This is a genomic window from Caballeronia sp. PC1 (assembly GCF_021353155.1).
Lineage (GTDB): Bacteria > Pseudomonadota > Gammaproteobacteria > Burkholderiales > Burkholderiaceae > Caballeronia > Caballeronia cordobensis.
On record NZ_JAJUBH010000003.1, the window covers coordinates 1181141 to 1203703 of the forward strand.

General features: G+C 61.9%; 23 protein-coding genes. 11 read left to right on the forward strand and 12 right to left on the reverse strand.

The window, feature by feature from the left end; genetic code table 11:
- Positions 1-2 precede the first annotated feature (2 nt).
- The gene (locus tag LY284_RS29930; protein WP_077161119.1) at positions 3-308 is read right to left on the reverse strand and encodes a high-potential iron-sulfur protein; all 306 of its coding nucleotides are present in this window, start codon (positions 306-308) and stop codon (positions 3-5) included.
- 507 nt (positions 309-815) lie between these two features.
- Here LY284_RS29930 and LY284_RS29935 point away from each other — a divergent pair.
- Both LY284_RS29935 and LY284_RS29940 read left to right on the forward strand, forming a co-directional pair.
- Positions 816-1058 carry a type II toxin-antitoxin system ParD family antitoxin gene (locus LY284_RS29935; RefSeq protein WP_233389734.1) on the forward strand — a complete coding sequence of 81 codons (243 nt, stop codon included), beginning with the start codon at positions 816-818 and terminating at the stop codon, positions 1056-1058.
- Between the two features lie 8 nt (positions 1059-1066).
- The gene (locus LY284_RS29940; protein ID WP_233389737.1) at positions 1067-1357 is read left to right on the forward strand and encodes a type II toxin-antitoxin system RelE/ParE family toxin; all 291 of its coding nucleotides are present in this window, start codon (positions 1067-1069) and stop codon (positions 1355-1357) included.
- Between the two features lie 84 nt (positions 1358-1441).
- Here the strand turns inward: LY284_RS29940 and LY284_RS29945 are convergent, their stop codons facing one another.
- The 3 genes from LY284_RS29945 to LY284_RS29955 are packed head-to-tail and all read right to left on the reverse strand — an operon-like array spanning position 1442 to position 3185.
- Complete coding sequence (locus tag LY284_RS29945; protein WP_014252682.1) at positions 1442-1570, reverse strand: hypothetical protein; 129 nt, start codon at positions 1568-1570, stop codon at positions 1442-1444.
- A 16-nt stretch (positions 1571-1586) separates the two neighbouring features.
- Positions 1587-2984, reverse strand: coding sequence for an OFA family MFS transporter (locus LY284_RS29950; RefSeq protein ID WP_014252681.1), 1398 nt, complete (start codon positions 2982-2984; stop codon positions 1587-1589).
- Positions 2985-3029: 45 nt separating this feature from the next.
- On the reverse strand, positions 3030-3185 hold the full coding sequence (locus tag LY284_RS29955; protein ID WP_160321521.1) for a hypothetical protein: 156 nt from the start codon (positions 3183-3185) through the stop codon (positions 3030-3032).
- Positions 3186-3523: 338 nt separating this feature from the next.
- On the opposite strand from LY284_RS29955, the gene adh reads away from it, so the two are divergent.
- Entirely contained in the window at positions 3524-5044 is a 1521-nt protein-coding gene (adh, locus tag LY284_RS29960) for an aldehyde dehydrogenase (RefSeq protein WP_233389739.1), read from the forward strand.
- Positions 5045-5112: 68 nt separating this feature from the next.
- Positions 5113-5502, forward strand: coding sequence for a DUF779 domain-containing protein (locus tag LY284_RS29965; RefSeq protein WP_014252679.1), 390 nt, complete (start codon positions 5113-5115; stop codon positions 5500-5502).
- Between the two features lie 3 nt (positions 5503-5505).
- Here LY284_RS29965 and LY284_RS29970 read toward each other — a convergent pair whose 3' ends face one another.
- The 5 genes from LY284_RS29970 to LY284_RS29990 form a co-directional block, all read right to left on the reverse strand.
- A complete protein-coding gene (locus LY284_RS29970; protein WP_233389741.1) occupies positions 5506-6285 on the reverse strand; it encodes an enoyl-CoA hydratase in 780 nt (259 codons plus the stop codon).
- Positions 6286-6298: 13 nt separating this feature from the next.
- A complete protein-coding gene (locus tag LY284_RS29975; RefSeq protein ID WP_233389743.1) occupies positions 6299-7942 on the reverse strand; it encodes an acyl-CoA synthetase in 1644 nt (547 codons plus the stop codon).
- Positions 7943-8085: 143 nt separating this feature from the next.
- A complete protein-coding gene (locus LY284_RS29980) occupies positions 8086-8721 on the reverse strand; it encodes a glutathione S-transferase family protein (protein WP_233389745.1) in 636 nt (211 codons plus the stop codon).
- 14 nt (positions 8722-8735) lie between these two features.
- A complete protein-coding gene (locus tag LY284_RS29985; RefSeq protein WP_233389748.1) occupies positions 8736-9362 on the reverse strand; it encodes a glutathione S-transferase family protein in 627 nt (208 codons plus the stop codon).
- Between the two features lie 59 nt (positions 9363-9421).
- Positions 9422-10198, reverse strand: a complete 777-nt coding sequence (locus LY284_RS29990; RefSeq protein WP_233389750.1) for an NAD(P)H-dependent oxidoreductase — start codon at positions 10196-10198, stop codon at positions 9422-9424.
- Positions 10199-10289: 91 nt separating this feature from the next.
- Here LY284_RS29990 and LY284_RS29995 point away from each other — a divergent pair, with 91 nt between their 5' ends.
- The 6 genes from LY284_RS29995 to LY284_RS30020 all read left to right on the forward strand — a co-directional run bounded on the left by LY284_RS29995 (position 10290) and on the right by LY284_RS30020 (position 17327).
- Positions 10290-11186 (forward strand): LysR family transcriptional regulator, encoded by an 897-nt coding sequence (locus LY284_RS29995; protein ID WP_233389751.1) that lies wholly within the window; start codon positions 10290-10292, stop codon positions 11184-11186.
- 163 nt (positions 11187-11349) lie between these two features.
- On the forward strand, positions 11350-12615 hold the full coding sequence (locus LY284_RS30000) for an ABC transporter substrate-binding protein (protein WP_233391068.1): 1266 nt from the start codon (positions 11350-11352) through the stop codon (positions 12613-12615).
- Positions 12616-12661: 46 nt separating this feature from the next.
- Positions 12662-13537, forward strand: a complete 876-nt coding sequence (locus LY284_RS30005) for a branched-chain amino acid ABC transporter permease (RefSeq protein WP_053571586.1) — start codon at positions 12662-12664, stop codon at positions 13535-13537.
- Positions 13538-13539: 2 nt separating this feature from the next.
- A complete protein-coding gene (locus LY284_RS30010; RefSeq protein WP_233389754.1) occupies positions 13540-14466 on the forward strand; it encodes a branched-chain amino acid ABC transporter permease in 927 nt (308 codons plus the stop codon).
- Entirely contained in the window at positions 14463-15971 is a 1509-nt protein-coding gene (locus LY284_RS30015) for an ATP-binding cassette domain-containing protein (RefSeq protein ID WP_233389756.1), read from the forward strand. The genes LY284_RS30010 and LY284_RS30015 overlap by 4 nt, the downstream gene beginning before the upstream one ends.
- A 219-nt stretch (positions 15972-16190) precedes the next feature.
- A complete protein-coding gene (locus tag LY284_RS30020) occupies positions 16191-17327 on the forward strand; it encodes a porin (protein ID WP_014252668.1) in 1137 nt (378 codons plus the stop codon).
- A 7-nt stretch (positions 17328-17334) separates the two neighbouring features.
- Here LY284_RS30020 and LY284_RS30025 read toward each other — a convergent pair whose 3' ends face one another.
- Together LY284_RS30025 and LY284_RS30030 are read right to left on the reverse strand one after the other, a co-directional pair.
- Entirely contained in the window at positions 17335-18393 is a 1059-nt protein-coding gene (locus LY284_RS30025) for an aldose epimerase family protein (RefSeq protein WP_375294317.1), read from the reverse strand.
- On the reverse strand, positions 18371-19045 hold the full coding sequence (locus LY284_RS30030) for an HAD family hydrolase (RefSeq protein ID WP_045462375.1): 675 nt from the start codon (positions 19043-19045) through the stop codon (positions 18371-18373). The genes LY284_RS30025 and LY284_RS30030 overlap by 23 nt, the downstream gene beginning before the upstream one ends.
- Before the next feature lie 167 nt (positions 19046-19212).
- Between LY284_RS30030 and LY284_RS30035 the strand changes: the two genes are divergently transcribed.
- Positions 19213-20331, forward strand: a complete 1119-nt coding sequence (locus tag LY284_RS30035) for a 3-deoxy-7-phosphoheptulonate synthase (RefSeq protein ID WP_255724899.1) — start codon at positions 19213-19215, stop codon at positions 20329-20331.
- Between the two features lie 405 nt (positions 20332-20736).
- Here the strand turns inward: LY284_RS30035 and LY284_RS30040 are convergent, their stop codons facing one another.
- Positions 20737-22503, reverse strand: a complete 1767-nt coding sequence (locus tag LY284_RS30040; RefSeq protein WP_233389761.1) for a DUF262 domain-containing protein — start codon at positions 22501-22503, stop codon at positions 20737-20739.
- Positions 22504-22563: the final 60 nt, after the last annotated feature.

The following is a 22563-nucleotide window of genomic DNA, read 5'->3' on the forward strand; positions in this document are numbered from 1 at the left end:
CATCACATATTCGTGTAGGACGCGCACCATCCCTTGCCGGCGACCAGCTTGTCGTTGAAGAGGGTGCAGCCGCCCCAGGCGTCCGTCGATTTGCCCTGATACAGCGAGCAGTTCGCGCACGTCTGTTCGGCGGCGTAGTTCGGGTACTTCGCCTTGTCCACTTTCGCGGCGTCCTCCCTGTAGCCGACCGCGACCGCGGCCGGATCGGATTCGCTCAGGTGCGGGACGTCGGCGCGGGCTCTCGCGAGCCACAGCGCCGAGCCCATGCCGATGCTGAAAATCATGAAGCTGCGGCGGGTCGGATTCATTGTCGGGATGCGTTTTTTGTGTGTTTGGGGACGCGCTCAGGGCGCAAGTCGAACGATACGCCGACGCTTCGCGGCGTGCCCAACACGCGCGCTGCGGCATACGTTTGCGAAAGAGAACGCCCGATCGTTTTCTCTGCGTGCTGTTTTCGCTTCCTCCTTCAACGTGCATCCAACGTCGTTCATTCCGCGCGCCGCTAAACCTTTGCGCGCGCGTGCCGTAAATCAGGCCAGAACGTAGTTGAATCGCGTGGATCACTCCCGCGGCACCCCGGCCGCGGCTCAATTCGAAGGAGAACAACCGTGACTGATATGGAATGGATGATGGCTGGCGTGTATCTCGCGGCGCTCGTGTGCGGCACGCTTTTCATGAGCGTGCTCGCGCGTCGCAGCCTGAACCGCGTTGAAGAGCGGGGGCGTTGACAGGCCCGACGTCTGTTCGTCCGTCCGTCGAATCCGTTCGATACCAAGATTTGGTATCATCGACATTCAGGCAAACGGGAGCGTCTCATGCCCAAGAACACGTCGGTTTCTCTTGGCGATCACTTCGCCGATTTCGTCGAAGATCGAGTACGCACAGGCCGTTACAGCACCGCGAGTGACGTGGTCCGCGCCGGCCTGCGCTTGCTCGAAGAACAGGAAACGAAGCTCGGTGCGCTGCGCTCCGCCCTCGAAGCGGGCGAGCGTTCCGGGCCGTCGAAACCGCTCGATTTCGATGCGTTCATCGCTCGCAAGCGCAAGTCCGCTCGATGAAGCAGTGTTTGTTCACACCGGCGGCCATACTGGATCTCGATGGCATCTGGGACTATACGGTCGACAAGTGGGGTCCCGCGCAAGCTGAGCGCTACGTCCGCATGATTCAGGATACGGTCGGCGGACTCGAGAAAGGCACGCAGCGAAGCCTTTCTGCGGAACACATTCGCGCCGGCTATCGCGGGGCGCTGGTTGGGATGCACGTCCTGTTTTTCAAGGAAGCCTCGGACACGATCCAGATCGTGCGCATTCTTCATCAGCAGATGGATCTGCCGGCCCATCTCGGCGACGCCGAATAGCATCTCGACAAGCCGCCAATAAAAACGCGCGCCGTGAACCGATCGACTCATCGGCCCTCCGGCGCGCGTGGCACGTCCTGACGCTTACTGGAACAGCTTGATCGCCTGCGTGAGCGTGTTCGTGACGCCCCAAGCGAGCGGAATCAGCACATACGCCCAGAACACGAGCAGCAATCCCTTATTCGACGACGCGCCTTCGTACTGAGTATTCATCGCGGTCTCCTTTGTCTCAGTTCGCGGCCTGCGCCGACAAGTTCATGTGATGCTTCTCATGCACCCGCGTGATGAGCAGGTTGCACAGAAAGCCGATAACGAGCAGCGCCGCCATGATGTGCAGCGTCATCGTGTACGCATCCGCGCCCGCGACGCCGTGCGCCACCTGATACGCGCGCACATAGTTGACGACCACCGGTCCCGCCACGCCCGCCGCCGCCCACGCCGTCAAGAGCCGGCCGTGAATGCCGCCGACGAACGCCGTGCCGAACATGTCCGCGAGATACGCGGGCACGGTCGAGAAGCCGCCGCCGTACATCGACAGAATCACGCCGTACGCCAGCACGAAGAGGGCGATGTTGCCGGCGCTCGCGAATTGCGGCACAAGAAAATACAGCACCGCGCCCAGCACGAAGAACACGAAATACGTGTTCTTACGGCCGATCCAGTCCGACGCCGACGCCCACACGAAGCGTCCGCCCATGTTGAACAGCGACAGCAGCCCGACGAAGCCCGCCGCCGCGCCCGCCGTGATCGACGTCTTGAAGCTTTCCTGGATCATCACCGAGGCCTGGCCCAGCACGCCGATGCCCGCCGTCACGTTCAGGAACAGCACGAGCCACAGCAGATAGAACTGCGGCGTCTTCAGCGCCTGATCGATATGCACGTGGTTCTTCGTGATCATCTTGTTCGCGGTCGCGGGCGGCGTCCAGCCGGCCGGCTTCCAGTCCGGCGGGGGAATGCGGATCGCGAGCGCGCCGATCGTCATCGAGATGAAATAGAGCACGCCGAGCACGAGGAAGGTTTCGGTCACGCCGACGCTCGTCGCGCTCTTGAAGTGGTTCATCAGCGCGACGGAGCCGGGCGCGGCGATCATCGCGCCGCCGCCGAAGCCCATGATCGCCATGCCGGTCGCCATGCCGCGGCGGTCCGGGAACCAGCGGATCAGCGTCGATACCGGCGAGACATAGCCGAGCCCGAGCCCGATGCCGCCGATCACGCCATAGCCGAGGTACAGCAGCCAGATCTGGTGCAGATAGACGCCGAGCGCGGAAACGAGAAAGCCGCCGCCGAAGCAGCAGGCCGCCGTGAACATCGTGCGGCGCGGGCCGACTTTCTCCAGCCACTTGCCGGCGAAGGCGGCCGAAAGCCCGAGAAACACGATCGCGAGCGAGAAGATCCAGCCGAGCGTGGTCAGCGACCAGTCGTCCGGCGCCGACTTCGTGATGCCGATGACTTTCGTCAGCGGCGCATTGAACACCGAGAATGCGTACGCCTGTCCGATGCACAGGTGAACAGCCAGCGCGGCGGGCGGCACCATCCAGCGCGAGAATCCCGGCCGGGCGATGGTCGCCTCCTTGGAGAAAAAGCCTGTCGGGCCGTGCGCGGCCCCTTGATTGAGTGTGCTGTTCATCGTGGTCTCCGTGGCGCGTCATGTCTCTCACGTGCGCGCACATCGTTACTTGAGGTGCAGCCCGGGTTCGCCGGAATGCAGCCCGCCGTGGTTCATGCGCTCGGCGACGATGTCGGCGTCGCGCGCTCGCAAGGCCATTTCGCGCCGCCCAAACATGCGATGGAACCACATATGAGTGCGGCGCTTTGCCACGGCTGGCATGACCATAGTCAAAGGTGAAAGGGTTTGCAATATGAACACTCGTGCCATAAGCGTTTGCCCGCAGCGTTTATCGCGCCCGACGCGGCAATCGGCACGCACCCCGGAACCTGAGGACGTGTATCGCATCGCTACAGCGCGGCGCACGTGTTCTGAATGTGAACAGCGCCTTGCGGCTCCGTGAAAACCCTTAGCCGTGGCCGCTCACCCGCGTGCCGATGCGGCCGACGCGCCCGGAGCCCCGCCGTGCGCGCGATGGCATGGAACTCGCAGACAAGGGCCACCGGCGCCGGAATCGGCTGTGCCGGCCCAGTCACGTCGACATGCGAGGAGCACACACAATGAATCACGCAGAGATGCAGTTTCTGAGCACCGAATATCCGTATAAAAAGCAGTACGGCAACTTCATCGGCGGCAAGTGGGTTCCGCCCGCGGGCGGCGAGTATTTCGACAACATCTCGCCGATCACGGGCGAACCTTTCACGTCGATTCCGCGTTCGCGCGAAGCTGACATCGAAGCCGCGCTGGATGCCGCGCATGCGGCCAAGGCTGCGTGGGGCAGGACCTCCGTCACCGATCGCGCGAACCTGCTGCTCAAGCTCGCCGATCGCATGGAGCAGAACCTGGCGCGGCTCGCGGTAGCGGAATCCATCGACAACGGCAAGCCGCTGCGCGAGACGATGGCCGCGGACATTCCGCTCGCCATCGATCACTTCCGCTACTTCGCGAGCGCGGCGCGTTCGCAGGAAGGCGGCATTTCGGAGATCGATCACGATACGGTCGCGTATCACTTCCATGAGCCGCTCGGCGTCGTCGGGCAGATCATTCCGTGGAATTTCCCGATTCTGATGGCCGTATGGAAGCTCGCGCCCGCGCTCGCGGCGGGCAACTGCGTCGTGCTGAAGCCCGCGGAGCAGACGCCCGCGTCGATTCTCGTGCTGCTCGAAGTGATCGAAGGCATTCTGCCGCCGGGCGTGCTCAATGTCGTGAACGGCTTCGGTCTGGAAGCGGGCAAGCCGCTCGCGTCGAACAAGCGCATCGCGAAGATCGCATTCACCGGCGAGACCACGACGGGCCGGCTCATCATGCAGTACGCGAGCCAGAACCTGATTCCGGTCACGCTGGAACTGGGCGGCAAGAGCCCGAATATCTTTTTCGAGGACGTGCTGAACGCCGACGACAGCTTCTTCGACAAGGCGCTCGAAGGCTTCACGATGTTCGCGTTGAATCAGGGCGAAGTGTGCACGTGCCCGTCGCGCGCGCTGGTGCAGGAATCGATCTACGAGCGCTTCATGGAACGGGCGCTCAAGCGCGTCGCGGCCATCGCACAGGGTCATCCGCTCGATACGAAGACGATGATCGGCGCGCAGGCTTCGCGGGAGCAGCTCGAAAAGATCCTGTCGTATATCGATCTCGGCAAGCAGGAAGGCGCGGAGTGTTTGAGCGGCGGCGAGCGCGCGGCCTTCGACGGCGAACTTGCGAACGGCTATTACGTCAAGCCGACCGTCTTCAAAGGCCACAACAAGATGCGCATTTTCCAGGAGGAAATCTTCGGGCCGGTGCTCGCTGTGACGACCTTCAAGACCGAGGAAGAAGCGCTCGAAATCGCCAACGACACGCTCTACGGTCTCGGCGCGGGCGTGTGGACGCGCGACGGCACGCGTGCATACCGCTTCGGCCGCGCGATTCAGGCGGGCCGCGTGTGGACTAATTGCTATCACGCTTATCCGGCGCACGCGGCGTTCGGCGGCTACAAGCAGTCGGGCATCGGCCGCGAGAATCACAAGATGATGCTCGATCACTACCAGCAGACGAAGAACATGCTCGTCAGTTATAGCGACAAGCCGCTCGGCTTCTTCTAAAACGCTTTCGTAGCCCACGGCCGCCGCTGCATCGCGCGGCGGCGGCCAGTCACCACAACGGGAACATCATGAGCGAACAGGAAGTGCAGCGCGTGAGAGCGACGCCCGCCGCGATCGACCTCATCGAAAAGCTCAAGGCCGAGCACGGCGACGTGCTGTTCCATCAGTCTGGCGGATGCTGCGACGGCAGCGCGCCGATGTGCTTTCCGGTGAACGAGTTCATGGTCGGCGGTTCGGACGTGAAGCTGGGCGCGATCGGCGGTGTGCCGTTCTACATGACCGAATCGCAATACGCGTACTGGCAGCACACGCAACTGATCATCGATGCCGTGCCGGGCAATGGCGGCATGTTTTCGCTGGAACGTCCGACCGGCCTGCGCTTTCTCACGCGCTCGCGGCTCTATAGCGACGAAGAGAACGCGTGGCTCGACAGGCATCCGGTCGAGCACGTGAGCTGAGGTTTATTTCCAGCGCGGCGGCCGCTTCTCGACGAACGCCTGCGTGCCTTCGAGCGTGGCGTCTTCCATCATGTTGCAGGCCATCGTTTCGGACGCGAGCGCGTATGCCGCCTCGATGCCGCCCTCAAGTTGCCGATAGAACAGGCCCTTGCCCGCCGCGACCGCCTCGCGCGGTTTGGCGGCGATGGTCGCGGCCAGTGTGCGCACGGCATCGTCGAGTTCGTCCGGCGATGCGACACGGTTCACGAGGCCGCGTTCATGCGCCGTCGCGGCATCGATGAATTCGCCGGTCACGAGCATTTCGAACGCGGCCTTGCGCGATACATTGCGCGACAGCGCGACGCTCGGCGTCGAGCAGAAAAGCCCGAGATTCACGCCCGATACGGCGAAGCGCGCATCGCTCGACGCCACCGCGAGATCGCACATGGCGACGAGCTGACAGCCCGCCGCCGTCGCGACGCCATGCACGCGCGCAATCACAGGCTGCGGCATGCGCTGGATCGCGAGCATCGTGCGCGAGCAGTGTTCGAACAGCGCGCGATAGTAGGCGAGCGCAGGTTCGGCGCGCATTTCCTTGAGGTCGTGGCCTGCACAGAACGCGCGTCCCGCGCCCGCCAGCACGACCACGCGCGCATCCGAAGCGGCAATCTCCTCGAACGCGCGCTCGAGAGCATCGAGCATGGCTTCGGATAACGCATTGAACGCATCGGGACGATTCAACGTCAGCAAGACGGCGCCATCGATGTCATAGGCATTGCGTTCGATCAGAACGAGTTCGCTCATGGCTACGCGCCCTTCAAACGTCGATTGCCGCGACCGAGCCCGCAATCTTGCGCAGCTCGAACTTCTGGATCTTGCCGGTCGACGTCTTCGGCAATTCGCGGAACTCGATGGCGCGCGGCACCTTGAAGCCCGCGAGTTCCGTCTTGCAATGCGCGATCAGTTCCTCCGCGGTCGCATGCGCGCCGGGCTTCAGTTCGACGAAGGCGCAGGGCGTTTCGCCCCAGCGCGCATCGGGCTTCGCGACGACGGCCACCGCGAGCACGGCGGGATGCCGGTACAGCGCGTCCTCCACTTCGATACTCGATATGTTCTCGCCGCCCGAGATGATGATGTCCTTGCTGCGATCCTTGATGCGCACGTAACCGTCCGGATACGCAACGGCGAGATCGCCCGTATGGAACCAGCCGCCGCGAAACGCATCCTCGGTGGCGGCCGTGTTCTTCAGATAACCTTTCATCGCGATGTTGCCGCGGAACATGATCTCGCCGATGGTCTCTCCATCCGAGGGCACGGGCTCCATCGTGGCGGGATCGCGCACGGTCACGGCATCCTGCAAGTGATAGCGCACGCCTTGCCGCGCGTTGAGGCGGGCGCGCTCGTGCACGTCGAGCGCGCTCCATTCGTCCTGATGCGCGCAGACGGTGGCGGGGCCATACACTTCGGTCAGGCCGTACACGTGCGTCAACTGAAAGCCCATGCGCTCCATGCCTTCGATCATCGTGGCGGGCGGCGGGGCGCCCGCGACCATCGCATAGACTTTTTGCGTGATGCCGGCTTTCAGTTCATCGGGTGCGTTGATGAGCAGGTTCTGCACGATCGGCGCGCCGCAGTAATGCGTGACGCCTTCGTCCCGTATGAGATCGAAGACAGTTTCCGCATCGATCTTGCGCAGGCACACGTTCACGCCCGCGCGCGCCGCCACCGTCCACGGAAAGCACCAGCCGTTGCAATGGAACATCGGCAGCGTCCATAGATACACGGCGTGCGTCGGCATGTCCCATTCGAGGATATTGCTGATGGCATTCGTGTACGCGCCGCGATGGTGATACACGACGCCCTTCGGATTGCCCGTCGTGCCCGACGTGTAGTTCAGGCAGATCGCGTTCCATTCGTCCGAGGGCGGCGACCATTCGTATGCGGGATCGCCGCTCGCGAGCAGCGCTTCATAGTCGATTTCGCCGATGCGCTCGCCCGCGCCGGTGTACTGCGGATCATCCACGTCGATGACGAGCACTTTCTGCGGAACGTCCGCGAGCGCGCGGCGCATCGTCTCCGAGAACTCGCGATCGACGAGCACCGCTTTCGCCTCGCCGTGCGTCAGCATGTAGGCGAGCGTGCCGGCGTCGAGCCGCGTGTTGAGCGCGTTGAGCACGGCGCCCGTCATCGGCACGCCGAAGTGCGCTTCGACCATTTCGGGCGTGTTCGGCAGCATCGCCGCGACCGTGTCGCCCACGCCGATGCCCCGCGCCGCGAGCGCCGATGCAAGCCGCCGCGTGCGCGCATACGTTTCGGCCCAGTTGCGCCGCACTTCGCCGTGCACGATGGCGGGCCGCGCCGGATAAACGGATGCCGCGCGCTCGATGAAATTGAGCGGCGTCAGCGCCGCGAAGTTGGCGGCCGTTTTGGGAAGGCCATCGTCGTACATGCCGGCGGTCATCGGCGTCTCCTTTTTCTGGTTTCGTGCCTATATTACGCGCGCCTAACGGCGGTGACCATGGGGGAATCGGAGCAACCGGATGCCGTAGACAAAGACACGCTTCGCGAGAACTTCGCGAAGCCATTCGGGATTTCGATGACGCGTCAGGCGAGATCGTCCAGCTTCACGTCGAAGCCGCGACTGACGCCGGGCCGCGCGAACAGCGCTTCATACCAGCGCTTGACATTGGGATAGTCGTCGAGCGAGACCTCATGGCGTTCATGCCGCCACGCCCAGCCGAGGATCGCGAAATCGGCGACGGACAATTCGCCCGCGACGAATTCCACTTGCGCGAGACGCTTGTCGAGCACGCCATACAGGCGGCGCGTTTCATCGGAATAGCGCTTGAGCGCATAACGCCGGTCGCATTCCGCCTCGACCATGCGGAAGTGGTGCACCTGTCCGGGCATCGGGCCGAAGCCGCCCATCTGCCACATCAGCCATTCGAGCACGGGCACGCGATCGCGCAGGCTCGCGGGAAGAAACTTGCCGGTCTTCTCGCCGAGATAAAGCAGGATCGCGCCGGATTCGAAGACGCTGATCGGCTGGCCGTCGGGGCCGTCCGGATCGACGATCGCCGGAATGCGGTTGTTCGGGCTGATGCGCAGAAAGCCGGGCGCATGCTGCTCGCCCTTCGTGATGTTCACCGTCTTCACGGCGTAGGGCAGTTGCATCTCTTCCAGCGCGACGCTGATCTTGCGCCCGTTGGGCGTATTCCAGGTATGCAGTTCGATGGTCATGGCGTCAGTCCCGTTCAGGTCAATGCGGGCGACACGTAGCGCTGAAAACCCGCGCGCTGCGTGATGCCGATATACCAGCGTTCGAGCTCGGGCAGGGCGGGCCGCGCCAGTTCCGCGATGCCGAACCAGCGGCGCGCATAGGCGGCGATGACGAGATCGGCGAGCGTGAAGCTATCGCCTTCGAGATAGTCGCGGCCTTTCAAATGGGTATCGACGACGCGCCAGAGCTTGTCCACTTCGCTCGCCGCGGCGGCGAGCTGGGCCATGTCGCGATCGGCCGGATTCGTGCGGATATAACCCCAGAAGACGGGACGCTCGGCGGGTTGCAGCGTGGAGAGCGACCAGTCGAGCCAGCGGTCCGCGCTCGCGCGAACTTTCGGCTCGGCCGGGTAGAGCTTGCTGGTCGGCCCGTACTGCATCGCGAGATAACGGATGATGGCGTTCGATTCCCACAGCACGAAATCGCCGTCGACCAGCGTCGGCACGCGGCCCGTCGGGTTCATCGCGAGGTAGTCGGGTTCGGTGTTGCGCCCGAATTGCAGGCCCGCGTCGATGCGGTCGTACGCGAGGCCGAGCTCCTCGCAACACCACAGCACTTTCTGCACATTGACCGAGTTGGCTCTGCCCCAGATCGTCAGCATTCGATGTCGCCCTTCGTTTTTGTCGAGGCGTCCATCTTAGCCGCGTTTTGTGTTTCGCTTCAGCCGATGTGCGCCCCGAAACCCGTCTGACCGGACGCGAGTTCATCGCGCAACGTAAGCTGCGGAATCGCGTAATCGCCGTGATTCTGCTTGCGAAATGCGATCGGCGCGTCGTCCCAGAGGCGGTCGAGACGCTCGCCGAGCGCGCCGCGGATCGTGTCGAGCCGCGCGTCGTCCACGTGGTTCGTCTGATAGACGACGAAGGGCGGCAGCACGTCGAAGCCCGGATAAAAGAGCACGCCGTGCTGGATCGGGAACAGCACGTCTTCGATCGGCCCGTTGATGCCGCGCGAACCGTAATGCGATTCCCAGCCGCCCGTGGTCACGACGATCATCGCGCGCTTGCCCGCCATGACGCCTTCGCCATAACGGTCGCCCCAGTGCGCGTCCGAATGCTCGCCCACGCCATAGCCGAAGCCATAGGCGTACACGCGTTCCACCCAGCCTTTCATGATCGCGGGCATCGAGAACCACCACATCGGAAATTGCAGGATCAAGGCGTCCGCCCAGCGCAGCTTGTCCTGTTCGATTTCGATATCGCGGCTTTGCAGGCCGTTCTCGAACGCGTGCTTCGAGTCGAGCGCCGCGTGAAAGGGCGCGTCGGTGCTGCGGTCGCGGACGTCGCTCGCATCGATCTGGGCTTTCCAGTTCATGGCGTACAGGTCGGAGACTTGCACGTCATGGCCGTTCGCGCGCAGGCGTTCTACGGTGAAATCGTTGAGTGCGCCGTTCAGCGAGCGGCGTTCGGGATGCGCATAGACGATCAGTACTTTCATGAGGCTTCTCCACTTCGTTTCGGGAATGGAGGCCAGCATAGAGAGTCATCGGGTATATTGGAAATGAATATCTGAAATTATAGGAATTATCATGACTAATAGCTTGAGGCGGCTCGATCTCAATCTGCTCGTGACGCTCGACGTATTGCTCGCCGAGCAGAATGTCACGCGCGCTGCCGAGCGGCTTCATTTTTCGCAGCCTTCGGTAAGCGTGCATCTCGCGAAACTGCGCGATATCTTCGGCGATCCATTGCTGTTGCCGGGACCGCGCGGCATGCGGCCCACGGCGCGCGCCGAGAGCCTGCGCGAGCCGCTGCGCGATGCGCTGGCGTCGCTCGAACGCGCGGTGTCGTCCGAGCCGGCATTCGACCCCGCCACCGCCGACGACACATGGCGCATCGCCGCCACGGACTACAGCGAATCCACCGTGCTCCTGCCCGCGCTGGGCGGCCTGCGGGCCGCCGCGCCGCATACGCGCATCGCAGTGCTGGAGATCAATCCGCCGCGTCTCGCGAAGCAGGCGGAGCAGGGCGAGATCGATTTGGCGTTTCACATCACGTCGCCGGATGCCGATAACTTTCATCAGCAGCCGCTCTTCACGGAAAGCTATGTGCTCGTGGGGCGCAAGGACCATCCGCGCCTGAAGCGGCGGCCAACGCTCGCGCAGTTCTGCGCGCTGGAGCATGTGATCGTCTCGCCTGATGGCGGCGGCTTTTTCGGACCCACCGATGAGACGCTCGCCGCGCTCGGCATGAAGCGGCGCGTCGCGCTTTCGGTGCCGCATTTCCTCTTCGTGCGCTCCGTGCTCGCCACGACCGATCTCGTTTCGATGCAGCCCTTGCGGCTCGTGAAGCACTGGCCCGAGCTACGCGGCGTCGCGCCGCCCATCGATGTGCCCGGCTACGAGATGTCGATGTACTGGCATGAACGCGTGCATCGCGACCCCGCGCATCGATGGCTACGTGAATTCATTGCGCAAGCCGTTTGAAAGAATAGTGCCAAATTCATGATGTTTTCGCATGATCGTCTTTATCGCGTTATTACCGATTCAGTGCGCTAAAAGCGAGTGCTACTGTTTGTCGGCAAATCCTTAATTGCTGCATGTGCTTGGCTGCGTCACTCCACGATCGATTAAAAAAGGGAGACTGATGATGTCAAAACGCAAGTCGTGGCGGGGAGTGAGCACCGTCATCGCAACGGGCATGGCGATGGCTGGACTTGGCCTCTCGGCCACGGCAAACGCGGCAGGAGAGCCGATCAAGATCGGCGTCATCAGCGAAGAGTCGGCGGTCGCGGGCGCTTCCATCAGCAAGGCCGCGCAGCTTGCGGCGGAAGAGATCAACGCGAAGGGCGGCGTCGACGGCAGGCCCATCCAGATCATCGCGTATGACGACCATTCCTCGGCGTCGGACGGCGTGCGCGCGTTTCAGCGCGCGGCGAGTCAGGACAAAGTGGTCGCAATCATCGGCAGCTATATCAGTGAAGTCGCGCTTGCCATGGAGCCGTGGTCCGCGCGACTGAAGATGCCGTTCATCACGCCGGGAGCGGCCAGCAACGAAATTTCGAAGCGCGTGCACGACGACTACGATCACTACAAGTACACGTTCCACGGCTGGATGACATCGGCGTTCATCGCGCAATCCATCTGCGATTTCTCGCATGACGTGCTCGTCGGCGAGTTCAAGATGAAGACGACCGTGGTAATGAGCGAAGACGCCGCGTGGACGAAGCCGCTCGACGAACGCTTCCTCGAATGCCTGCCGAAAGCGGGCTTGAAGGTGCTGGATCATATCCGCTTCAATCCGGACACCTCCGACTTCACGCCGATCTTCAATCAGATCGAAGCGAAGCATCCGGACACGATCACGACGGGCATCAGTCATGTCGGTGTTCAGCCCACCGTGCAATGGCACGATCAGCAAGTGCCGATTCCCATGACGGGCCAGAGTTCGCAAGCCACGACGACGAGCTTCTGGAAGGACACGAACGGCGCGACCGAAGGCGTGATTACCGCATCGGCCGCGGCGCCCGGCGTCGCGATGACGCCGAAGACCGTGCCTTTCGTCGAGTCGTATCAGAAGCACTTCAACGGCGTATCGCCCGCTTACGACGGCTTTACGAGCTATGACCTCGTGTACATCATCGCGGATGCGATTCATCGCAACCTGGGCTCGACCGATCCCGACAAGATGGTCGATGCGCTCGAAAAGACCGATTACGTCGGCACGATCGGACGCTGGCAGTTCTATGGCAAGAGCGATCAGTTCACGCACGCGTTGAAGTACGGCGAAGGGTATATCACCGGCATCAATCTGCAATGGCAGAACGGCAAGCAGGTGGCGATCTGGCCGAAGTCGGTGGCGAACGCGAAGGTCAAGTTCCCCGCTTTCGTGAAGGTGCAAGCGGCTGCGAACTAAGCGTATCGCGTGAGTGCGTTTCAGGCTGACCATTCGAGGGCCGCCTATGTTGCCATTGCAGATACTCATCGACGGTTTCGCGATCAGTTCGCTCTACGGACTCGGCGCGATCGGCTTCACGCTGATATTCGGCGTATCCGGCGTGCTCAATCTCGCGCACGGCGGCGTGATGCTGATCGCCGCGCTGCTCGGCTGGGCGCTGGCCGGCGAAGCGGAACTGGGCACGTATCTCGGCACACCGCTCGGTGTGCTCTGCGGCATGGGGGCCGCCTTCATCACGTATTTCATGGTGGTGCGGCCGATTCAGCGTTCCACCGCGATTCCGCGCGAAGAGAAGGAAATCTTCGTACTCACGGGCACGCTGCTGTGGGGCATCATGATCCAGCAGGGCATGGCGTATCTGTTCTCCGATAACCCGATCACGATGCGCCCGCTGATTCCCGGCGTCGCGAGCATCGCGGGCGTGCGCGTGCCGTACAACGAGATCATGATCGCCGTGGTGTGCTGGGTGGTCATCGGCTTGTTGTGGCTCTTCGTGAATCGCACGAAGGCGGGCAAGGCGCTGCTCGCGGCGTCGATGAATCCGCGCGGCCTCACGCTGCTCGGCTTCGAACTCTCGCGCATCTATCTGCTTGCGTGGACGATCTACGGCGTGCTTGCGGGCATCGCGGGCGTGCTGCTCGCATCGTTTCTCGGCGTGAGCACGAACAACACGGGACAGCTTACGGCGAGTGCGTTTTCCATCGTCGTGCTGGGCGGTCTCGGCAGCGTGTCGGGTTCGCTGATGGCCGCGTATGTGGTCGGTTATCTGGAGACCGTCACCGCGTATCTCATCTCGCCGACGCTGCGGCCGCTGCCCGCGCTGCTGCTGCTCGTGCTCGTCGTGTACGTGCGGCCGCAAGGCTTTCTCGGACGGCGCTGATCATGAAAGACATCGTTCGCTCGCGTGCGATCTGGATCGCGGTGCTGCTCGCGGTGGTCGCCGCGACGCTGCCGTGGTGGCTCACCGGCTACATTCTCGGCGTGCTCACGGTCGCCTATTACTTCGGCGTCTTCGCGATGTCCTGGGATTTGCTCTTCGGCTTCGCGGGCGAAGTCAACTTCGGCCCGACGTTCCTGATCGGACTCGGCGCATATTCCGCGGCGATCCTCAATGCGCACGCCGCCGCCCCGATACCGATATGCGTGATGGCGGGCGGCCTCGTCGCGCTCGTCGGCGGCCTGCTGCTCGCGGTGCCCGCGTTGCGCCTGCGCGGGCCGTATTTCGGCCTCGTCACGCTCGTTGCCGTGCTGCTGCTGCAGAACGCGATCGTGATTTTCGCGGGCATCACGGGCGGCGAGATCGGCATGATGGTGCCCGATGTCCTGTCCGTCGATGCGGACCACAACTACTGGATCGCGCTCGCCTTCCTGATCGTCTGCGCGATCATTCTCTTCGGGCTGTCGCGCTCGGCGATCGGCCTCATCCTGCAGGCGAGCGGCCAGGACACCGTCGGCGCGCAGGCACTCGGCTTCAACGTCGTGAAGCACAAGCTCGCGGCGTTCTGCATCAGCGCGGTGTTCTCGGGCGTCGCGGGCGCGATGCTCGTGTTCTATCAGGGCACGGCGTCGGTGAGCACGGTGGTCGATATCGGCATCGGCGTGCAGATCATCATCGCGGCGGTGCTCGGCGGCAGGCGCACGATACTCGGCGCGGTGCTCGGTTCCATCTTTCTCATCGTCGCGGGCGAATTCCTGCGTCCGCTCGGGCAGATCAATACGTTCGTGGTCGCGGCCGTCGCGCTCGCGGTCATCCTGTTCTTTCCCGATGGATTGCTCGGCAACATCCTGCGCGTGAGGGAACGCGAATGAACGCATCTCCGTTGCTCTCCGTGCGCGGGCTGACGAAGCGCTTCGGCGGTCTTGTCGCGGTGAAGGATATCGGCTTCGATATCCGGCCCGGAGAAATACTCGGCCTGATCGGCCCGAACGGCTCGGGCAAATCGACGGTGATGAAGCTCATCATGGGCATCGAGCGTCCGAACGCCGGGTCGATCAAGGTGGATGGCGTCGAGATGGCGGGCTGGCTGCCGCATCGCATCGCGCGCGCGGGCGTGGGTATCGTGTTTCAGCATTCGCGGCCGCTGCATCGGCAGACGGTGCTCGAACACATCAAGCTCGCGCTGCTGCCGGATTCGCTCGTGAAGCTCGCCGCCGATCCGCACGTGAATCGCCGCGCGCGCGAAATCGCCGAGCGCGTGGGCCTCGCCCGCGTGATGCATCGTCATCCGGCGACGCTGCCTTTCGCCGACTTGCGCCGCATGGAGATGGCCAAAGCGATTGCGCGCGATCCGCGTGTCGTGCTCGTCGACGAACCCTTCGCGGGCCTCACCGCCGCCGAATCGGAGGCGTTCTCCGAACTGATTCGCGGCTTTCGCGCGGAAGGGCGCGCGGTGCTGCTCGTCGATCACAACGTGAAGAGTCTTGCGGCGCTCGCTGACCGCGTGCTCGCGATGTATCTCGGCGAGTATGTCGCCGAAGGCACCGCCGACGAGGTGATGAAGAACGAGACCGTGCGGCGCGTGTATCTCGGCGGCAAGATCGAGGCGCGCGAGCGCGGCGCGGAAGTCGCGATCAACAACAGGCCGTCGATACTTCAGGTCGAGAACGTCGGGGTGCTCTACGGCAAGGCGCGCGCGCTCGAAGGCGTGAACATGCATGTGCGCGAGGGCGAATTCGTGTCGGTCGTCGGACTGAACGGCGCGGGCAAGACCACGCTCTTCAATGCGATCTCGGGTCTCGTGCCGTATGAAGGCGCCATCCGCTACGGCGCGCGGGACCTGAAGGGCATGACGGGCGCGGCGATCGCGCGCGCGGGCATTGTGCAATGTCCCGAAACGCGCGAGCTTTTCAGCGACATGACCGTGCGCGAGAATCTCGATCTCGGCGGCTATCATCTCTCCGACACCATGCGCGCCGATCAGCTCGCGTGGCTCTTCGAACTCTTTCCGATTCTCGAATCACGCCAGGCGCAGACCGCGCGCACGCTATCCGGCGGCGAGCAACAGATGCTCGCCATCGCCCGCGCGCTGATGATGCAGCCGAAACTTCTCATCCTCGACGAACCCACGCTCGGCCTCGCACCGGTCATTCTCGAACAACTCTCGAAGGCGATGGAGCTGATGCAGAAGACCACGCCGATCACCGTGCTGCTGGGCGAGCAGAACGTGACTTTTGCACTGCCGCATGCGGACCGCGTGTATGTGCTGGAGCATGCGCGCATCGTGTGGGAAGGCAGTCCGGCGCGCTTCGAGAAGGAGATGGGCCGCGGGTTTCTCGAAGCGGTGCCGTCGGAACCCGTGCAGGCGCGCGTTTAATCGGCTGAATCGCGTGCGCCGCCGCTGAACATCCACCGCTGTTGCGTAAAACACCACACGGTGTTGCACCGAATCGCGCATTCCGATATTGGATGTGTTAAAACCGCGTGCATTCATGCGTAAGCCGAATGCGTTCTTCGCTCACGAACGATGAACCGTAAGGCGACGCATCGAAGCTCATAAAAATAATCGCTCATAATTGAACGCGTCCTACACATCATGAAGACAATCGCATCGCGCGCCGTTGTTGGCATCGGCGCATCGGTCATCGCGCTCGCCTGCCAGTCCGCATTCGCGCAAAGCTCGGTCACGCTCTACGGCGTCGCCGACGTGAGCGTGCGCTATCTGACGAACGCCAACGCCAATAACGACGGCAAGCTGTTCATGACGAACGGCGCGATCACCAATAGCCGTTTCGGCCTGAAGGGCGCGGAAGATCTCGGCGGCGGGCTGCAGGCGATTTTCCGCCTGGAAAGCGGCGTGGAGCTGGAGAACGGCCAGTTCGCCGATCCTTCGCGCGCCTTCAATCGCGCAGCCTACGTGGGCCTCGCGAGCCACTATGGCACGCTGACGCTCGGCCGCCAGAAGACGCCGCTCTTCGACATGCTGGGCGATACGTATGACCCGCTCACCGTCGGCAATTACTTCGAGAATGCATGGCTGCCGGTCGCGCTCGGCGCGGGCCTGTATGCGGATAACGCCGTGAAGTACAACGGCACGTTCGCGGGCCTCACCATCGGCGCGATGTACTCGTTCGGCACGAACTACACGGCGACGGGCGCGGGCGGTTTCTCGGGACAAGTGCCGGGCCATCTGGGCGCGGGCAACATGTACGGCTTCACGGCGTCGTATGCGATGGGCCCGCTGTCGATCGGCGGCGGCTATCAGCAGAACAGCGACAACTCGTCGAACAAGCAGAAGATCTGGAACGCCAACCTCGTTTATACGATCGGACCGGCGAAGCTGTATGCGGGCTATCTGCATTCGACGGACGACACCGGCTTCGTCGACAGCATCCTGCAGCAGCGCGGCCTCGTTGCGGGCACGGACATCCAGAAGGGCTCGGGCCGCCGCGACGACGGTCCGTTCGCGGGCATCACGTATCAGGTCACGCCCGCGCTCCTGCTCACGGGCGCGTTCTATTACGATCACATGAAGAACGCGGCCATTGGCGGCGGCGCGACGGGCAGCGGCAATCGCTACACGGGCGTCGCGCTTGCGGAGTACGCGCTCTCGAAGCGCACCGAAGTCTACGGCACCGTGGACTTCAACAAGGTTACGGGCGCGGGCGATGTCGAATTGCCGGGCCGCTCGAATCAGACCGGCGTATCGATCGGCTTGCGCAACCTCTTCTGATCGCGCGTCAGCGCACGCGCAGCGTATAGCGCGTGCGCTGACGATACACATCGCCAGGACGCAGGACGGCGCGCTCGCCGTCCATGTTGATCTCGTTCGGAAATCCGCCCGCTTCGAGACACAGCCCCGCCTGCTTGCGATAGCGCGCTCCATTGCGCGCGGGCACGCCTTCCAGATAATTTCCCGAGTAGAACTGCAGGCCGCGCGCGTCGGTCGAGACGCTCAGCTCGCGTCCGCTCGATGGATCGAACAGCACGGCTACGTGGCGCGGCTCGCTCGCATCGTCGCCCAATGCATAGCAATGATCGAAGCCGCCCGCGATGGCGAACTGCGCGTTCGACGTTTCGAGCCTCGCTCCGATCGATGCGGGCTCGCGTAAATCGAACACTGTGTTCGTCACGTCTTCGCGCGCGACAGGAATCGATAATGCATCGATCGCGAAGTACGTATCGGCTGCGATCGAAATTTCATGCTCGCGTATGCTCGTGTCTTCACCCAGATTGAAGTACGCATGGTTGGTCAGACTGACGGGCGTCGCCGCATCGGTGCGCGCGGTGTAATCGATGGATAGCGTACCGTCATCGGCGAGCGCATAGCGCACGGTCACGCTCAGATTGCCGGGAAACCCCGCCGTGCCCGCGGGCGAATGCAGCGTCATGACGAGCGCGCCGTCATGCATTTCCGCATGCCACATCTGCCGATGAAAGCCTTCCGTACCGCCATGCAGATGATTCGCGCCTTCGTTGCGCTCGACCTGATGAGCGACGCCATCGAGCACGAAGCGCCCATCGCGGATGCGGTTGGCCCAGCGCCCGATGATCGCGCCCAGGAACGCCCTGCCGTTGCGATATTGCTCGGGCGTGTCGTGGCCGAGCAGGATATCGGCGAAACGGCCTTCGCGATCCGGCGCGAGCCATGACACGAGCGTCGCGCCGAGATCGCTGATCGCCACGCGCATGCCCGATGCATTGCGCAGCGTGTAGAGATACACGTCGCCCCACGGGCGCACGTCGATGGAAGATGTCGTCATGCTTGCGATGATCTCATGGCCGCGCGGCGACTTCATCGAGATGCAGCAGCAGATCGGCGGGATCTTCATAGACGCGCAGCGCGCCGGAGCGTTCGAGTTCGTCGCTGCCGTATCCGCCTGAGAGCAGGCCGACGCCGAGCGAGCGGCAGCGGCGCGCGGCCAGCATGTCCCAGATGCTGTCGCCGACGACGACCGTATGTTCGATCGGCACGTTCAGGCGCGCGGCCGCGGCGAGGAACAGATCGGGATCGGGCTTCGCGTACTTCACCATGTCGCGCGTGACGACCACCTGCTTCGCCGGATCGACGCCCAGCGCTTCGAGATTCACCTGCGCGGTTTCCATGCGACCGCTCGTCGCGATGGCCCAGCGCGTGCCGGCGTTTGTGAGCGCTTCGAGCAACTCGCGCGCCCCCGGCAGCGGACACACTTGCGCACGCAAACGCTTGTACGCCTCCGCATGCAACTGACGCAGATGCTCGACGCGATCCGCGCTGATTTCACCGTGCGTCTCGCGCAGCAACTGATTCGTGAAGAGCCCGCCGCTCATGCCGATCTTGCGATGGATGCGCCACACGGAAAGCTCGATGCCTTCGGCGTCGAGCGCTTCCTTCCACGCCAGCACGTGCTGGTAGACGCTATCGACGAGCGTGCCGTCGAGGTCGAATAGAAATGACGTTTCGATGCGCATGGCAGGCTCCATTCGAGTGTGTCGTATGGGCATAATCATACGCACGATCGAGCGCGTGCGAGGCCGCAAATGCGATAATCGATGTTTGCGCCGAAGCGCCCTTGACGCGCGGAAAACGCGCATAAAGTCCCTGTATTTTGCATCAATCACGCATCACGGAGCCTATCTTGACCCGCATCGACAATCCCTCCCGCGATCAGGAGGCAGGCGTGGCCGACTCCACGCAAGACACGACCCGCATCGACGACACGCGCATCGGCGCGGTGCGCCCGCTGATTTCGCCCGCGCTCTTGCTGGACGAACTGCCGGTCACGCCTGGCGTGCAGACGCTCGTCGAAGAAAGCCGCGCGCACATCGCGAATATTCTTCACGGCCGCGACGACAGGCTCGTCGTCGTGGTCGGTCCGTGTTCCATTCACGATCACGATCAGGCGATGGAATACGCGCAACGCCTGAAAGCCGTCGCAGACCGGCTGCGCGACGATCTTTTCATCGTGATGCGCGTGTACTTCGAGAAGCCGCGCACGACGGTCGGCTGGAAGGGCTATATCAACGATCCGCGTCTGGACGGCAGCTTCCGCATCAACGAAGGCCTGCGCCGCGCGCGTGAGCTTTTGCTCGACATCAGCGGTCTGGGCTTGCCGACCGCGACCGAGTTTCTCGATCTGCTGAGCCCGCAATACATCGCCGATCTGATCGCGTGGGGCGCGATCGGTGCGCGCACGACCGAGAGCCAGAGTCACCGGCAACTGGCATCGGGGCTTTCTTGTCCGATCGGCTTCAAGAACGGCACCGATGGCGGCGTGCAAGTGGCGGCGGACGCGATCGTCGCGGCGCGCGCGAGCCATGCGTTCATGGGCATGACGAAGATGGGCATGGCGGCGATCTTCGAGACGCGCGGCAACGACGACTGCCACGTCATTTTGCGCGGCGGCACGCGGGGACCGAACTACGATGCCGCGAGCGTCGCGGCGGCGTGCGGCGCGCTTGGTGCGCTCGGACAGCGCGAGCAGGTGATGATCGATTGCTCGCATGCGAATTCGAACAAGTCGCATCTGCGGCAGGTGGAGGTTGCTGAGGATATTGCGCGGCAGCTTGAAGTGGGAGAGCGCCGCATTACCGGTGTGATGATCGAGAGTCATCTGGAAGAAGGGCGGCAGGATTTGAAGCCTGGCGTGGCGTTGCGGCATGGTGTGTCGATTACCGATGCTTGCCTTGGGTGGGCTCAGAGTGAGCCAGTGCTTGAGTTGCTTGCTGAGGCTGTTAGGAAGCGGCGTGGGGTGTGAGGTTTTGTTTTTTTGCCGGATCCCGTATTCGTGTCGGTTTATTAGCACTGCCCCTCCCCGGGGCGGGGGTAACTTTCTTAATCCGATAACGCACGGCCTGACTGCGAGTGACTGCCATTCCGTGTTTTACGTCAGCGGACAGTGTGTGTGCGGGTCGACGTGCACGTGACCCGCGCCCCCCAACGTCAATAGCTGTCGCGCATGAGAGAGCGTGTCAGGAGACAAAGACGAAAAAAACCCGCGTTGAGCGGGCTGAGCCCGGGCGATGGGACGAACAATGCAGCGTCAGCGGGCGCGAGAATCGATATTCCATATAAACGCGGAAATTGGACAGGTTTTGTAAAATGTAAATCGCTCCCGTTCCACTTCGCGGCCTAATGCTCGTCAGTCCACGTTTCGGCACTGCTAGAAACGCTGAGCGAGCATCGCGATAACCTTGGGGGATTTGGCAACTTCGGTGCTATCCCCGTCGCGCCAGTACACATCATCCCCAAAATAGGAGAGCTCTTTCTGTGGAGGTACTGTCAATACAATGACGCCAAGACCATAGAAATTGTTGTAGTCGATGTGAGACAAGACAGAGTCACGCAGCGAGTTGGAAAGCTTCGAGTTTTTAATCGCATCCTTCCACTTCGAATAATAGCTCTCGATTGAGACATTGAGCACCTTTGCTTCTCGCGCTACGCCAATCACGTAGCGTTTTCCGATCTTCTTGGGCTCGACAGCATCCAATTTCTTGGCCCTCATAGCATCAGCGTCCTTATCCGTCACACCGATCAGAATCTTTCCGGAACGCTCCGGGCCGTTGTTGGCAATCGCGCACAGCGTCGTCAGTACCTTTTCGATAATCCCTTTATCTTCGCTCCGCTTCGCGTCCAACTGCAACATGCCCTGTTTGAGTTCGTAATCAGACAGTTCAATTTCGGACCTGCGGATAACCGATTCAATATCTACGGTTGCATGATTCCCATATATGAGCTTGCCCACATCCGCTTGCACGAAACTGGTACCAATAAGCCCCTTGACAGTATCGATGTTCTTACGACGCTCGACAGGGGAAGTAGCGCCTCGGCTGGTATCGATTCGATTTGCCAACCCTGTCAATGCTTGTTTTGCGGCCCCGTGATTCGCGATAATCTTTCCTTCCTTAACAATCAGTTCGTAGAAGGCAATCATAATCACCGCGAATACTGCGGGAAATGCATTCGTCGTTTCCTTCGCGAAAATAATACTTCTGAGTTTACCGCGCCCTTCCGCATTGCAAACGGAAAGCACTTGATCCAAACAGAACTTAAACTCTTCCGCGAACTTGGATGCTCCATATACTTCGAGAGCAGTGTTCACGCGATCGCTCTCACTCGTTGACGAGTCATAGATTTCGTCCAAAGCATCTTTCGAGCGCTCAATCAATTCTCCACCAACGATGCATGCTGAGATGTCTGCGATGCATTGCTCGTCCATGCTGTCCCGCAGATCCGTCGACCGCAATACACCTTGTTCAACCCAAACCACTTCGTCTGCCTTGACCTCATACCCGTGTTTCATACTCGGCATGTCAATACTGATGCTAGGCATTGATTTAAGAGGCAGTATATCGGCCGATGCATCGCCTCGGACTTCGCATGCAATAAGGCGAACCATCTGCGAGAAATCATTTTCAACACCGGCCTGGCGTCGCTCTTGGTCGCTTAACCGATGTCCATATGTGTTAATTCGACCAAATACGTCGTTTACCTCTTCGTCGGTGGCATTTCTCATTACTGAGAGAGCAAGTGTATAATCCAGAAGCGCGCCAACGTCTTTCTGACTAACCCACTGATCCGTGTCAGCAATCGAGAATGACCCTTCGTCTGCGTATGCCTGCGCTGTCGGGAAGTGCTTTATATTAAAATACGCATTATCCAGGGTAGAAAATTGATTCTCAATGAATGATACAATTGCGTGCAATCGTTGAAGTCCATCAATTATTTCGTAGCCATCGCTCGATTTTTTCTCAGCGATCAGAATTGCCGGGATTGGGTATCGCTTCATGATCGATTCGATGAGACGTTGCTTTTCTTCCAACGTCCAGACTAACTTTCGCTGATACCTGCGGTTTACGAATAATTTGTCTTGCCGATACATTGAGTAAATCGACTGAATCGAAGCTGTTTGCGAAGCAAGTTCCAACATGGCGGTTTCGATGGACAAAATCGTATGGTATACGATTGGCTCGCGTTCTGTATCTCTTCC

What these genes read in the sequence shown, in the direction of transcription:
- LY284_RS29930 (WP_077161119.1), bottom strand. Translation starts at nt 308, where the DNA reads ATGAATCCGACCCGCCGCAGCTTCATGATTTTCAGCATCGGCATGGGC.
- LY284_RS29935 (WP_233389734.1), top strand. Translation starts at nt 816, where the DNA reads ATGCCCAAGAACACGTCGGTTTCTCTTGGCGATCACTTCGCCGATTTC.
- LY284_RS29945 (WP_014252682.1), bottom strand. Translation starts at nt 1,570, where the DNA reads ATGAATACTCAGTACGAAGGCGCGTCGTCGAATAAGGGATTGCTGCTC.
- LY284_RS29950 (WP_014252681.1), bottom strand. Translation starts at nt 2,984, where the DNA reads ATGAACAGCACACTCAATCAAGGGGCCGCGCACGGCCCGACAGGCTTT.
- LY284_RS29955 (WP_160321521.1), bottom strand. Translation starts at nt 3,185, where the DNA reads ATGCCAGCCGTGGCAAAGCGCCGCACTCATATGTGGTTCCATCGCATG.
- adh (WP_233389739.1), top strand. Translation starts at nt 3,524, where the DNA reads ATGAATCACGCAGAGATGCAGTTTCTGAGCACCGAATATCCGTATAAA.
- LY284_RS29965 (WP_014252679.1), top strand. Translation starts at nt 5,113, where the DNA reads ATGAGCGAACAGGAAGTGCAGCGCGTGAGAGCGACGCCCGCCGCGATC.
- LY284_RS29970 (WP_233389741.1), bottom strand. Translation starts at nt 6,285, where the DNA reads ATGAGCGAACTCGTTCTGATCGAACGCAATGCCTATGACATCGATGGC.
- LY284_RS29975 (WP_233389743.1), bottom strand. Translation starts at nt 7,942, where the DNA reads ATGACCGCCGGCATGTACGACGATGGCCTTCCCAAAACGGCCGCCAAC.
- LY284_RS29980 (WP_233389745.1), bottom strand. Translation starts at nt 8,721, where the DNA reads ATGACCATCGAACTGCATACCTGGAATACGCCCAACGGGCGCAAGATC.
- LY284_RS29985 (WP_233389748.1), bottom strand. Translation starts at nt 9,362, where the DNA reads ATGCTGACGATCTGGGGCAGAGCCAACTCGGTCAATGTGCAGAAAGTG.
- LY284_RS29990 (WP_233389750.1), bottom strand. Translation starts at nt 10,198, where the DNA reads ATGAAAGTACTGATCGTCTATGCGCATCCCGAACGCCGCTCGCTGAAC.
- LY284_RS29995 (WP_233389751.1), top strand. Translation starts at nt 10,290, where the DNA reads ATGACTAATAGCTTGAGGCGGCTCGATCTCAATCTGCTCGTGACGCTC.
- LY284_RS30000 (WP_233391068.1), top strand. Translation starts at nt 11,350, where the DNA reads ATGTCAAAACGCAAGTCGTGGCGGGGAGTGAGCACCGTCATCGCAACG.
- LY284_RS30005 (WP_053571586.1), top strand. Translation starts at nt 12,662, where the DNA reads ATGTTGCCATTGCAGATACTCATCGACGGTTTCGCGATCAGTTCGCTC.
- LY284_RS30010 (WP_233389754.1), top strand. Translation starts at nt 13,540, where the DNA reads ATGAAAGACATCGTTCGCTCGCGTGCGATCTGGATCGCGGTGCTGCTC.
- LY284_RS30015 (WP_233389756.1), top strand. Translation starts at nt 14,463, where the DNA reads ATGAACGCATCTCCGTTGCTCTCCGTGCGCGGGCTGACGAAGCGCTTC.
- LY284_RS30020 (WP_014252668.1), top strand. Translation starts at nt 16,191, where the DNA reads ATGAAGACAATCGCATCGCGCGCCGTTGTTGGCATCGGCGCATCGGTC.
- LY284_RS30025 (WP_375294317.1), bottom strand. Translation starts at nt 18,393, where the DNA reads ATGAAGTCGCCGCGCGGCCATGAGATCATCGCAAGCATGACGACATCT.
- LY284_RS30030 (WP_045462375.1), bottom strand. Translation starts at nt 19,045, where the DNA reads ATGCGCATCGAAACGTCATTTCTATTCGACCTCGACGGCACGCTCGTC.
- LY284_RS30040 (WP_233389761.1), bottom strand. Translation starts at nt 22,503, where the DNA reads ATGTTGGAACTTGCTTCGCAAACAGCTTCGATTCAGTCGATTTACTCA.